The sequence below is a fragment of the Spiribacter sp. SSL99 genome, assembly GCF_009805925.1.
Lineage (GTDB): Bacteria > Pseudomonadota > Gammaproteobacteria > Nitrococcales > Nitrococcaceae > Spiribacter > Spiribacter roseus.
Window position 1 is genome coordinate 39872 of sequence record NZ_MAOM01000015.1, and the last position, 12654, is coordinate 52525.

General features: G+C 61.2%; 13 protein-coding genes and 1 pseudogene. 10 read left to right on the top strand and 4 right to left on the bottom strand.

Translation table 11 applies throughout. From position 1 onward, the window contains the following. Positions 1-13: 13 nt before the first annotated feature. From BA899_RS03860 to BA899_RS03870, 3 genes are read left to right on the top strand one after another with little or no spacing between them, the layout of a single operon-like run. Positions 14-1288 (top strand): FtsX-like permease family protein, encoded by a 1275-nt coding sequence (locus BA899_RS03860; protein WP_200833049.1) that lies wholly within the window; start codon positions 14-16, stop codon positions 1286-1288. An 18-nt stretch (positions 1289-1306) separates the two neighbouring features. Continuing rightward, entirely contained in the window at positions 1307-1801 is a 495-nt protein-coding gene (locus BA899_RS03865) for a copper chaperone PCu(A)C (protein WP_148121899.1), read from the top strand. Then, the gene (locus tag BA899_RS03870; protein ID WP_159299790.1) at positions 1798-2358 is read left to right on the top strand and encodes a TlpA disulfide reductase family protein; all 561 of its coding nucleotides are present in this window, start codon (positions 1798-1800) and stop codon (positions 2356-2358) included. The genes BA899_RS03865 and BA899_RS03870 overlap by 4 nt, the downstream gene beginning before the upstream one ends. A gap of 192 nt (positions 2359-2550) precedes the next feature. Here BA899_RS03870 and BA899_RS03875 read toward each other — a convergent pair whose 3' ends face one another. Both BA899_RS03875 and BA899_RS03880 read right to left on the bottom strand, forming a co-directional pair. After that, entirely contained in the window at positions 2551-3918 is a 1368-nt protein-coding gene (locus BA899_RS03875) for an FAD-dependent oxidoreductase (protein ID WP_159299791.1), read from the bottom strand. A 5-nt stretch (positions 3919-3923) separates the two neighbouring features. After that, positions 3924-4967, bottom strand: a complete 1044-nt coding sequence (locus BA899_RS03880) for an acyl-CoA dehydrogenase family protein (RefSeq protein WP_159299792.1) — start codon at positions 4965-4967, stop codon at positions 3924-3926. Between the two features lie 238 nt (positions 4968-5205). Between BA899_RS03880 and BA899_RS03885 the strand changes: the two genes are divergently transcribed. From BA899_RS03885 to BA899_RS03900, 4 genes are read left to right on the top strand one after another with little or no spacing between them, the layout of a single operon-like run. After that, a complete protein-coding gene (locus BA899_RS03885; RefSeq protein ID WP_148121903.1) occupies positions 5206-6015 on the top strand; it encodes an ABC transporter ATP-binding protein in 810 nt (269 codons plus the stop codon). Further along, positions 6012-7268: an ABC transporter substrate-binding protein gene (locus BA899_RS03890; RefSeq protein ID WP_159299793.1), complete on the top strand. Its 1257-nt coding sequence runs from the start codon at positions 6012-6014 to the stop codon at positions 7266-7268. The genes BA899_RS03885 and BA899_RS03890 overlap by 4 nt, the downstream gene beginning before the upstream one ends. Further along, entirely contained in the window at positions 7268-8071 is an 804-nt protein-coding gene (locus BA899_RS03895) for an ABC transporter permease (protein WP_148121905.1), read from the top strand. The genes BA899_RS03890 and BA899_RS03895 overlap by 1 nt, the downstream gene beginning before the upstream one ends. A 26-nt stretch (positions 8072-8097) precedes the next feature. Then, the gene (locus BA899_RS03900) at positions 8098-8646 is read left to right on the top strand and encodes an OsmC family protein (RefSeq protein WP_148121906.1); all 549 of its coding nucleotides are present in this window, start codon (positions 8098-8100) and stop codon (positions 8644-8646) included. 432 nt (positions 8647-9078) lie between these two features. On the opposite strand, the pseudogene BA899_RS03910 reads toward BA899_RS03900, so the two are convergent. Continuing rightward, positions 9079-9632: pseudogene (locus BA899_RS03910) on the bottom strand (IS256 family transposase); the annotation flags it as partial. A gap of 75 nt (positions 9633-9707) precedes the next feature. Between BA899_RS03910 and BA899_RS03915 the strand changes: the two are divergent. Then, positions 9708-10828 (top strand): IS3 family transposase gene (locus BA899_RS03915; RefSeq protein ID WP_370456310.1). Its coding sequence is split into 2 segments (ribosomal slippage): positions 9708-9960 and positions 9960-10828, totalling 1122 coding nucleotides; the frame shifts between segments, so codons are not numbered across the junction. On the opposite strand, the gene BA899_RS03920 is transcribed toward BA899_RS03915, so the two are convergent. Then, complete coding sequence (locus BA899_RS03920) at positions 10726-11463, bottom strand: transposase (RefSeq protein ID WP_159299796.1); 738 nt, start codon at positions 11461-11463, stop codon at positions 10726-10728. The genes BA899_RS03915 and BA899_RS03920 overlap by 103 nt on opposite strands. A gap of 154 nt (positions 11464-11617) precedes the next feature. Between BA899_RS03920 and BA899_RS03925 the strand changes: the two genes are divergently transcribed. Together BA899_RS03925 and BA899_RS03930 are read left to right on the top strand one after the other, a co-directional pair. After that, positions 11618-12070, top strand: coding sequence for a helix-turn-helix domain-containing protein (locus tag BA899_RS03925; protein ID WP_144347536.1), 453 nt, complete (start codon positions 11618-11620; stop codon positions 12068-12070). A gap of 49 nt (positions 12071-12119) precedes the next feature. Further along, positions 12120-12635: a PIN domain-containing protein gene (locus tag BA899_RS03930; RefSeq protein ID WP_148122724.1), complete on the top strand. Its 516-nt coding sequence runs from the start codon at positions 12120-12122 to the stop codon at positions 12633-12635. Positions 12636-12654 lie beyond the last annotated feature (19 nt).

The following is a 12654-nucleotide window of genomic DNA, read 5'->3' on the forward strand; positions in this document are numbered from 1 at the left end:
TCTGCCACTGTGGATGGAGGACACGCTGCTTCTGGTGGTGGCGTTGCTGCCGGTGGTCGTGATCGGGGCGCTGGTGCTGCGCGGTTTCGCTGTGGGTCCGCTCCTTTCAGCGCTGCTACGGCGGCAGGTCTGGGTGAGCGTCGTGTTTACCGCGCTGATCGCGATCTCCATCGGGATCGGCGTCGGGTTGATCGCGCAGGAACGCGGCCTGCGCGAGGGCAGTGCGCGTGCCGCCGATAAGTTTGAAGTCATCATCGCCGCGCCGGGGAGCGAGATCACCGCCATGTTGGCCGCTGTCTATCTGCAGCCTTCGTCGATTCCGCTGATCGATGGGCCGACCTATGCACGGGTGGCCGAACATCCCAATGCCGACCTCGTGGCACCGTTGGCCTTTGGCGATAGCTATGAGAACGCGCCTGTCGTGGGGTCGACGCCCGCCTTCGTTGAGTATCTCTCTGAAGGGCTGGCCGATGGCCGTGTCTTTGCCACCGAGACCGAGGCCATCGCGGGCGCACGAACGCCGCTTGGGGTCGGCGATCGTTTTGCGCCCCAGCACGGGCGGGGCGATGCGGCTGAGGGAGCGCACGGGGGCTTCGAATATCAGATCGTGGGGCGGATGCCAATGACCGGTTCGCCCTGGGATCGCGCCTATATCGTGCCTGCCGAATCCGTCTGGTCGGTGCATGGCCTGGCTAATGGCCATGCCCCCGACTGGGACGGGTCCGTCGGCGCACCCTTCGATCCCGCCTACTTCCCCGGCACCCCGGCAGCGATCGTCAAGGCCGATACGCTAGGCGGGGCCTATGTGATGCAGGCCCAGTTCAACACCGATCGCACCCTGGCCCTGTTCCCGGGCACGGTTCTGTCGCAGTTGCATGCGTTGATGGGCGACATCCGGCAGGTCATGTCGATCCTGGCCGCGGTGACGCAGGTGCTGGTCACTGTGGGGGTGTTAGCCGGGTTGATGATGCTGACGCGGCTGCTATCGCGCCGCCTTGCGCTTCTGCGGGCACTGGGCGCGCCACGACGATTCAACTTCGCCCTGACCTGGTCCTACGCCGTCACGCTGATTGTGGTGGGCGCCGCGTTGGGGCTTGCGCTTGGCAGCCTGCTGACGCGGGTCATCTCGAGCGTGATCACGGAACGGACGGACATCCTTGTGACCGCATCGCTGGGCTGGTCTGAACTGCACCTGGTCGGCGCCTTCGTGAGTCTGACGGCTCTGTTGGCGCTGATTCCGGCGTGGCTGACGATGACCCGACCGGTCGTGCGCGACCTACGCGGCTGATAACAGAAGGAGTTACCGATGCCTCGGAAGTTTCTGATTTCTCTTGCTCTCGTTTTCGGACTGGTCGGGCCCTCTGCCCAGGCGGCTGAGGACGGCCATGAAGACGACCATTTGTCGACGGCGGGCGATGTCCGCCTGCTCCACGGGTGGACTCGGGCGACCACAGCCGACAATGCGCTCGTATTCGTCGAAATCGAGAACACCGGCAGCACGCCCGTCACTCTGAGCGGTGGCGCGACGGAACTGGCCGAGAGCGCGGCCCTGGTGGGCTTCACGCTCACGGACGGTAAGCCCAGCTATCCCGAGTTGCCGGGCCTGCCGGTGGCGCCCGGTACCCAGATGGTGCTGGCCCCACAGGGTGTAGCGCTGCGGCTCGACGGGCTGTCGCGGGATTTGACTGAGGGCGATCGCTTCGACTTGACGCTTGATTTTGCCGAGACCGAGGCGGAGTTGACCGTCGAGGTTGAGGCCGCGGACGCGACTCAGCACGGTCACGCCGGTCACGCGCATTGATCGGTTGGGCCTGGCGGATCGCGCTTCTGGCGCTGGTGCTAATCACGCTACCCGCCGGGGCGCAGCCGGTTGACGAGGGGGCGCGCCTGGGTGACCTGCTCGTCGGCGAGATGGCTCAGCTCCAGGTTCAGACGCGGTCCGTGCCGGACGTTGCCTTCAATGGTGCGGACGGTACGCCGATGACGCTCAGGGCCTTTGCCGGCAAATATGTCCTGGTCAACTTCTGGGCACACTGGTGCACACCCTGCCGCGAGGAGATGCCGCACTTGTCGGACCTGCAGGCCGAAATGGGTGGCGAGGCGTTCGAAGTCGTGACCATCGCGGTGGGGGGCAATCGCGCCGGTACCATGGACCGCTTTCTGGAGGAGGTGGGCGCACGGAACCTGCCGCTCCATACCGATCCGGGCGGCGACCTGTCGGGCGCGATGGGCGTACTGGCCCTGCCGGTGTCCGTGCTCATCAACCCCGATGGTCAGGAAATTGCGCGGTTTCAGGGGGCGGCCGATTGGGCAAGCCCGGAGGCGTTGGAGCTGGTGCGCTACCTCATAAAGAAATGAGATAGCGTGCTGGCAAGGATTTTTGCTCCGGCAAGGGCTAGCCATGAGACGAAGAGGTCGCCCAGCTTTTTGGCGACGCTAGCGAAATGGCCCCGATAGTAGGGTGGCACCATGACACGGCGTATTCGTATCGTTCAGAGCTTTCCGAATTGTGGGATCACTCACGGAAAGAGCGGAAAGTGCACGACGGCGCTACACCAATTCCTTTTCAACACGTTTGGCGTCTGCAACGGCGCCGCCCATGAGGGCAAAACCGTTGAGGCGATCACCGCTGTAGTGGTTCCAGCGGCCTTCCTGTGCGGCAACCCACTTGCCATGACTGGACGGTGGATAGACAGCAACGGGGCATAGCGTTGTCTTGATGATGATCGTGTCAGGCGTGCCATCGTAGACCGCGGTGTTTCCAGCAAGCGTTGTTCCGATGACGCTCGCCTGGCGGCGGAGTGCACGTACATAAGGACGGATGACACCCCGGTGTTCCACGCAGTCCCCTAGGGCAAAGATACACCCGTCGCTCGTGCGCAACTGGTCATCGACCACCAGGCCGTGTCGGGTTTCAAGTCCTGCCTGGCTCGCGAGGTGGGTATTGGGCTGAAGACCGAGCGCCGAGATCACAAGCTCACCCTGCCAGGTTTCACCCGTATTGAGTGTGGCCGTCAGATCCCCGTTCGATTGAGTGGTGAATGACTGCACGCTACAACCGGTATGGACATGAATGCCCTTGTCGGTGAACCGGGCCTCAAGCGAGCCGGCGGCCGCTGCAGGGAGCAGGGCGGGGAGCAAGTGCTCCGCGCGTTCCACGAGCGTGACGCGATGCCCGGCCACTGTGAGGTCATTGGCGAATTCACTGCCGATCAGTCCGCCGCCGATGATCAAAATGGAGGCCGTGCGGCCATCCACCTTCGATCGGACGGCTCGATAGTCGTCGAGCGAATTGACCGTGTGGATGGGGCTATCTCCGTCGCCAGGCGGCGGCAGTCTGCGCTGCTCCGCGCCCATCGCGATCACCAGGCGGTCATAGGGGACGCCGCCACGGGCGGTGATAATGCGCCGCCGATCGCGGTCGATACTGAGCGCCCGGGTGTGCGCCAGCATTTCAACCCCATGCTTCGCGGCCTGCTCCGGCCCTTTTCGCATGATGATCTCATCGGGGGCCAGCCCTTCCCCCGCGGCGCTCGAGAGGCGCGGTTTTGGATAGTGATGTCCGGCATCCGCCGTGATCAGCACAATGGCGCGGTCCGGATCCGCCCGACGGATGGATTCAGCCGCTGCCCAACCGGCCATGCCGCCGCCAAGAATAACGACCTGCGATGGGTCTGCGGGCAGTATCCGTGACCGCTGACTCGCGGCGATGGGTGGCGGTGTTTGTGTCGCATCCTCGAGCGGTACGAAATCAGACTTGCTGACGCCGCAGTCCGGGCATACCCAGTCATCGGGGATGTCCTCATAGCGGGTACCGGGCGGGAGACCGCCATCCGGGTCGCCATTGGCCTCATCGTAAATGTAGCCACAGACAAGACAGATGTATTGCCGATAATCAGGAGCGCTATTGGCGGTCATTGGGTTCAGGCGGCCTCGAGCCGTGCGAGCTCTTTGCGGATATGTTTGATCGCTGGAGTGACGATCGCGACGAAATACGATTCCCGGAGTTTTCTCTGTGCCGGCGCATCCGCCATGTAGCCGCGGGCACCGGCGTGAAGCATGGCCGCCTGGGAGGCCCGCAGGCTAAGGGCTGAGCCGCGCTCGCGCACCTGAAGAACATCACGGAAGAGCTCGTCGCTGGCGTTCCCATGCACCTCATCCGCCAGCGCGTTGACTGCGGCGCGCAGGTCCGTCAATTCCTCGCGCAGCGTCTCGGGCTGCTCGTCCAGATAGCCGTTGACGTGCGCGTGAGTTTTCGCCATCGACTCCATAATCTCGATGCACCCCTCGATGACGCCAAGCGGCATGCCCATCTGCAGGAGGACAAACCCGGCGCGGATCCGGGGCAGGAAGCCGGCAGCATCGTGGCTGATCACCTGGTCGTTGGGGATGAACACGTCATCAAAATGGCATGCATAGGTCCCGCTGCCTTCCAGGGCGACAAACTCGGCGCACTGCTTGAGCGCGAAGCCCGGTGCGGCGCAGTCGACCAATGCCATCACCCGCCGCCCCGTGGATGCGTTGTTAAACACCGCTGCAAAGACGTGACTCTCGGCCAGGTTTGAAACCCAGGGCAGTGTGCCGCTCGCGATATACCCACCCTCAGTCGGGCGGACGTGAATCTTCAGCTCTTCGATGGCGGCGACATTTTTCATACCGTTGGAAAGGCCCGTGCCGCCAAGCGTTTGGCCGCTGGCCACGCGGTCCAGCCACTTCTCGCGTGTCTCGGGTACTTCTGCATTATCGAGGTACCAGGTCAGCGCGTCGTGGCACCAGACGCAGAACCCCGTGGACATGCAGACCCGAGACACTTCGCTCATGGCATCGATGGCACCCGCAAAGTCATAGCCATTCTGTGCTGTATGGCGATTGTAGAGCCCGCCCTCGCCAAAACGGCGCATGAACGACTCGGGGTAATGGCCCGCGCGGTCGATATCGACAACGATCGGCTCGAGTGCCTGAGCCACCAGGTCCCTCGTGTCAGCGGTGGGTCGGGCAATCGCCTCGGCTACGCTCGCCATGGGTGTCTCCTGTCAGAAATCTCACTGTCGCAACCCTATTGCGAGCATGACTCGCTGAGAAATATCGATTCGGCATATCGATATTGCAGATTTGACTGGTTATATCGATATGAAAAAAGGTTTCTTCAAGGCGCATCGGCCGACTTGTAAGGTTCAGCGTCAAGTTGAACGCACGGAGCCCTGTATGTCGGCCACCATTCGGATCGACAATCTCAATCACTGGTTTAATCGGAGCGAGCCGCCCGTTCTGCAGGATATTTCCGTGGCAGTGCAGGCTGGACAGAGTCTGGCCCTGGTTGGTGAGAGCGGGTGCGGCAAGTCCACATTGCTGAACATGATCGCGGGGATGATCCGTCCCACCGTCGGCACCATTCATATTGGTCAGAACCGCGTGCTCGGACCGCGCCCGGAGTGGAACATCATGTTCCAGCATGCAGCCCTCTATCCGTGGCTGAACGTGGTGGACAACGTTGCGTTAGGTCTCGAATTTGCCGGCGTCGGGAAGGCGAGGCGAACCACCGCCATGGATATGCTCGATCGGGTGGGCCTGCTGGATAAAGCGCGCAGTCGGCCGCGGGATCTTTCCGGCGGTCAGCAGCAGCGTGTCGCACTCGCGCGCTCATTGGTCATGTCACCTTCTGTGCTTTTGCTGGATGAGCCGTTTTCGGCGCTTGACACCTTCACCCGCACCGATCTTCAGGACGAAGTACTTGGCATTGTCGCTGAACAGGGAATAAGCCTCGTTCAGGTCACACATGATCTGGACGAGGCGATCATCATGGGTGATCGGATTGGTGTCATGGAGCGCAGCCCCGGTCGGATTCACGCCCTGGTTGATAACCAGATGAACGGACCCCGGCGTCCCGGAATGCGCGGATTTGCCGAGATGCGGGATGAGCTTCTGGCTGCCTTCGGCCGGGCCCGGCGCAATCCGTCGACACCAGTCCGCAGCACACCCACCGATCCCATCGAACTGGAGCCCGAGTACTCATGAGCAACAGGCACATATCACCGGACCAACATCACCACGCCCAGTGCGGATGCGATGAAGTCCTGTCGGCCGACTACCAGATTCAGACGGATCGGCGTCGGTTTGTTCTGGATGGCATGGCAATGATTGGCGGGCTTGCCGCTGGACTAACCCTGCCGATGGGAGCAGCGAGTGCACAGGACGCCGAGGATCCGGTGCTGAGGATTGGTTATTTGCCGATTACTGATGCCACCTCGCTGCTGACGGCGCACGCAATGGGGTATTTCGCTGATGAGGGCGTAAGGGCCGAAGCGCCGGAGTTGATCCGAAGCTGGTCGGGTCTTGTTGAAGGGTTTGTCCGGGGGCGCTTCAATCTCGTCCACCTGTTAAAGCCGATACCTGTGTGGATGCGCTACAACAACGACTTCCCCGTCAAGATCATGGCCTGGGCCCACATCAACGGCTCAGGACTGGTCGTTGGCGGAAATTCGGGGATTGAATCGTTCGCCGAACTGGGTGGCACGCAGATCGCGGTTCCCTATTGGTATTCCATCCACAACACGTTGATTCAGATGGGCCTGCGCAATGCGGGGCTCAGGCCCGTCATTCAGCGCCAGGAAGATCCGCTTGCCGATGATGAGGTGAACCTCCTCATCCTTCCGCCGCCCGAGATGCCTTCAAGCCTGGCAGCGGGGCAGATCGATGGATACATCGTCGCCGAGCCGTTCAATGCGGCTGGCGAACTGCTCGCAGGGGGGCGGCTGCTGAGATTCACCGGTGACATGTGGGAGAACCATCCATGCTGTGTTGTGTGCATGAACGAAAACCAGGTGAACGCCAGCCCCGAGTGGACGCAGCGGGTCATCAACGCGGTGGTGCGCGGTTCGGAGTATGCGCAGCAGAATAAAGGCAAGGTCGCTGAAATGCTCTCGCGGGACGGGCAGGGTTACCTGCCAATGCCGGCTGAGGTGGTCCGTCGGGCCATGACGCATTACAACGAGGCGGAATACCGGGAAAGCGGTGCGGTGAGCCACCCGGACTGGCGCGTCGGGCGAATCGATTTCTCCCCTTACCCCTATCCATCGGCGACCAAGCGACTGGTCACGGAAATGAACCAGACGCTGGTCGAGGGGGATACCACTTTCCTGCAGGGGCTTGATCCGGATTTCGTCGCTGATGATCTGGTGGACTACCGGTTTGTGGAGGAGGCCCTGCGTCAGCACCCGGGAGCGAATTATCTGGATGAGTTGACCCGTAAGGAGCGCATTAAGCTGTGATGTCACCAACGATCACGGGCAGTGCGGCGCCGCGCTGGGCTCAAGGTCTGCTTGATCGGATTGCCTATCCGATCGCGGGAGCACTCTCCCTGTTGATTCTCTGGTGGGCGGGGGGTCAATACATCAAGGCGCAGCCTGAGCTATTCGCGTTCACGCGCTTTGCCCCGGAGGCCGCACTGCCGGCGGCCTGGGAGCTGCTTGTCAGTGGGGCGCTGCTTGAGGCTGCGAGCGCCAGTCTGTACCGGATCGGCATCGGAATGGTGTTGGCGATCCTGATTGCCGTACCGCTGGGTATCGTTGTCGGTTCGTCGGCGATGCTCCGCCGTGTGACCGGGTTTCCGTTCCAGCTGCTCCGCATGGTGAGTCCATTGGCGTGGATGCCGATTGCTGTGATGATTTTCGCCACTTGGAACGGAGCCATCGTCTTTCTGATTTTCATGGCAGCGGTATGGCCGGTGCTGTTTTCAACCGCATTCGCAGTGCAACGCATTGACCCGTTGCATTCAAGGGTGGCGCGGAATCTGGGCGCATCGCCCTTGGGTCGGCTGTGGCGGCTGACGCTTCCATCCATCGCGCCGGATGTGATGGCGGGCATTCGCCTCGCTCTAGGCGTGGCCTGGGTGGTGCTTGTGCCGGCTGAATATCTGGGGGTGACGAGCGGGCTGGGTTACGCGATCAACGACGCCCGGGACATTCTTGCCTATGACCAGTTAGCGGCGCTTGTGCTGTGGATTGGTGTGATCGGCTACATGCTTGATGGCCTTGTTGTGACACTTGCCCGTCGATTCGATTGGCAGTCTTGATTGATTCGTAAGAGGAGAATGATGAGATGAGTGAATCCACAGAGAGAACCGTCCGCAAACACCTGCGTCCCATTGATCGGGACGGATTGTTGAGCTTTGCAGAAAAGGGCCGTAACAACCCGAACACTCAGGGAACCAATAAGGTTCAGACGGTGGTAGAGGGTCAGTACCGCACCGTCAGCCATGTCCGGGGTCATGAAGTGGTTGTCGATGAGCCGCTCCATCTCCTTGGCCAGGATACCGCACCCGCCCCCGCTGAGGTCGTGCTTTCTGCGCTTGGAGGGTGCCTGGCGGTTGGCATCATCGCGGTCGCGACCTGGAAGCAGGTTGCGCTGAGTAATCTAGAGCTGCATCTGGAAGGGGATATCGGTAACCCCGCAGCCTGGGGAGCGGGTGGACATGAGGCCTCACCTGAGGAGATGGGCATTCAGGCCGTCCGTGTCAAAGTCGATATCGATGGCGATGCCTCGCGGGAAGTATTGGATGAGATTGTCCAGCGGGCGAATTATTTCTCACCGGTGGGTAACACCGTGCGCAATCCGATTGACTTTGAGATTGGTTTGCTCGAAGGGTGATAACCCGATGTGTAAACCGCAATGAGGCTGACCTCTTGCCGGTTGGTTGGATGTCAGTCTGAGCAATTGTGTGACCATGGAGCCGTCGCCGCCGTCTGAGGCGCCACTGCAGACGGCGGTCAGGATCTGCTCCGGCGCCATGTCAGCAAGTTCAGGCAACTGCGCACTGATCTTGCCCACTAACAATGGACACTCGATTACCCCACTATCTGGGCCGCCAACGCATCAGGGCTGATCCCGGTAAGGATGAAATGATTGGTACTCACGCTCGAGAAGGGGAGCTCCTCATGGGCGCTGCCCGCAGGAAGATCAGGGATGGCGCGTTGGTCATGGGCCTGTGGAGATTTTTGTGTGTGAGCCGCTTCATTGAGATCAGGCTTCCAGCACGAACCGGTCACCGAACTGGATCGCAAGCTGGGTTTTAGCAGCGTGCTATTGGACAGGTGGCCGCTTCCACTTCGCCTGCACATTTCGCAATGCTAGGTAGATCAGTTTGATCGCCGCCTCATCGCTTGGGAAGTGGCCCTTGTTGCGTACTACCTTTCGCACCTGGCTGTTCAGCGACTCGATGGCATTGGTGGTGTAGATGACCCGGCGCACCTCAGGCGAGAAGGCGAAGAACGGGATGACCTCAGACCAGCGCCGCTGCCAGCTTGCCGCAACCGCCGGGTACTTCCGCCCCATGGGCCTTGCTCGAAGTCGGCCAGCGCCTGCTCGGCGGCGTCCGCGCTGGGGGCGGCAAAGATCGGCCGCAACGCCTGGGCCAGCGCCTTACGCTCCTTCCAGGAAGCGAACTGCATCGAGTGGCGGATGAGATGCACGATGCAGGTCTGGACCACGCAGTCGGGGAAGGCGCTGGTGATCGCCTCGGGAAAGCCCTTGAGGCCATCGACGACGGCGATGAGGATATCGTTGGTACCGCGGGCGCGGAGCTCGTTCATGATCCGCATCCAGAACTTTGCCCCCTCGGTCTGCTCGATCCATACACTCCCCCACATAGCGGACAGGTCATAAGTAGACACTTCTGCCATCATTGATCGTGTGTGATGGAGGAAGTGGCAATGAGGAAGTCCCGTTTCAGCGAGAGCCAGATCGTCTCGATCCTCAAGGAGGCCGAGAACGGCCGTAAGGTGAAGGATCTTTGCCGGGAGTATGGCATCAGCACGGCCTGCTTCTATCAGTGGAAGTCGAAGTATGGCGGCCTTGAGGCCTCGGATCTGAAGCGCCTGAAGGAGCTGGAGGCCGAGAACAATCGGCTGAAGAAGATGTATGCCGACATGGCCCTCGAACATCAGGCTGTAAAGGATTTGCTGGGAAAACTCTGAGGCCGTCCGACCGCCGTTGGGCGGCCGAGTACTTGATCCAGGTCTGGTCGCTGTCCATCTCCCGTGCCTGTGGGCTTGTCGATATTGCCCGTAGCGCCTGGTATCGCGGGGATGCGGCAGAGAAGCAGGCGGCGGCTGATGCACCGGTCATTGATGCGCTCAACGACATTATCGAAGACCACGCACGCTGGGGGTTCTGGAAGTGCTTCGGCACGCTCCGCAACCGGGGCCATCACTGGAACCACAAGCGTGTCTGGCGTGTATATCGGGCCATGGGACTCAATCAGAAGCGGCGGACTAAAAAGCGCCTGCCGGATCGCGAACGCCAGCCGCTGGAGGTGCCGGCGCAGATGAACCACACCTGGTCGTTCGATTTCATGAGTGATGCGCTGTACAGCGGCCGCCGGTTTCGGTGTCTCAACATCATCGACGAAGGCACGCGTGAAGCGCTCGGCGTTGTCCCTGACATATCTTTGCCCGCGGCACGGGTTGTACGCGAGCTCAAGCAGATCGGCTTCGTTAGGGGGCTGCCGGAGCGCATCCGCATCGACAACGGCCCTGAGATGCTCGCGCAGGTGTTCACCGAATGGTGCGAAGACAAAGGCATTGAGCTTGCCTACATCCAGCCCGGCAAGCCGAACCAGAATGCCTACATCGAGCGGTTCAACCGCTCCTTCCGCAATGAGCTACTGGACCCGTACCTGTTCACGACCCTGAGCCAGGTCCGTGAGATGAGCGCTGTATGGATGATCAGCTACAACGAGGAGCGACCCCATGACTCGCTCGGACGAGTACCGCCGGCGGAATTCCGGCGGCAGATAACCGGCGAAGTGTCTACTTTCAGACTGTCCGCTTGACGGGGGAGCTTACGGATCCACAGGCCGAGGACCTCCTTGCGACCCTCGCAGGTCATGCCGATGGCGAGGAACACGGCCTTGTTACGGACCATGCCCTCGTCGCGGATCTTCACCCGCAGGGCGTCGAAGTAGACGATCGCATAGGTCGTCTCGAGCGGCCGGTTCTGCCAGCTCTGGACCTCATCGATCACGCTCTCGGTGATCGCCGAGACCAGATCCGGCGAGATATCGACGCCATAGATCTCGATGATGTGATTGCGGATATCCCGCGTGCTCATGCCCCGGGCGTACATGGCGATGATCTTGTCATCGAAGCCGGGGAAGCGGCGCTGGTACTTGCCGATCAACACCGGATCGAACCGCCCGTGCCGGTCGCGTGGGATATCAAGGATGATGCGCTCAGCGCCCGTATCCACCGTCTTGGGGCTTGTGCCGTTGCGATGGTTGCCTGAGTGCTGCTCATCATCGCCATCCAGATGGACGTCCATCTCGGCGTTGAGCATGCGCTCGGCCAGCGCCTTTTTGAGCTCGCCGGCGAGTGACTCGAAGTCCGCCGCGCGACGAGCCCCACGCTCGCGGATCAGCTCGTCGAGAACATCCCGGTTAATACCGTCGGTGTGCTTCTTACGTGCCATACGTCTATCTCCCTATCGGGTCTATCGTATGGCTCACACACAGAATTACCTACACTCCCCCTTGCCTGGACAGGTCTGCCCGTTTCGTTTTTTGCGTTTTTCGATTATTGCGCTTAGTATCGAGTCAGTAGACACATGCATCCTCGGAGCAGCTATGCAAACACCCAGTGGCGATAACGAACTCCCGGATCATGAGGCCACTGCACTCGCCCGTGCCAGTGCCACAGAGCTAAGCAAGCTCCTATCCCGGCAACCGGAATCCGATAGGGCCCGCGTTCAACTCGACGGCACCGATCTCGTGCTGCCGCGCCAGGCGCTCGCGCTACTGCGTGACCTGCTTGCCGAGATGGCCCAGGGCAATGCGGTGACGATCGTGCCAACGCACGCAGAGCTGACAACGCAGGAAGCGGCGGACATCCTCAACGTCTCCCGCCCCCATCTCGTCAAGCTGCTGGAGCGGGGCGAGATCCCCTTCTCGAAGGTGGGCACCCATCGCCGCATCCGATACCAAGACCTGCTGGCCTACAAGGCGGAGTGCGATCGTGCTAGCCAGGAAGCTCTGGATGCGCTGACCGAGCAGGCACAGGACCTGGATATGGGGTACTGAGGTGCGCTTTGTCGTCGTTTTCGATGCGTGCGTCCTCTACCCGGCACCCATGCGGGATTTCCTGATCCGGCTTGCCACGGCCGGGCTTTTCGCGGCGAAGTGGACCGACCGGATTCACGACGAGTGGACAAGGAACCTGCTTGCACAGCGGCCCGACTTAGCGGGTGCGCTGGAGCGCACCCGCTCACTGATGGATCACGCGGTACACGACTGCCTGGTTGAAGGCTACGAGCCGCTGATTGAGGGATTATCTCTGCCAGATCCGGATGACAGGCATGTTCTCGCTGCAGCAATTCGCGCTGGTGCGCAGTCCATCGTGACCATCAATCTCAAGGATTTTCCGGCATCGTCTCTCGCGCCGTACGGGATCGAGGCTGTTCATCCGGACACGTTTGTGGAGCAAAAGCTCGATCTTCATGAGGGTGCGGTGGTGACCACCGCCAAACGCCACCGAGGTGCGCTCCGCAACCCTCCGAAATCCGTTGACGAATACCTTGAGACGCTCGCCGCTCAAGGGTTTGTCGTCACAGCCGATAGACTGCGCCAATTCGCAGACGTCCTCTAATCTCATGACTCTTGCCGCC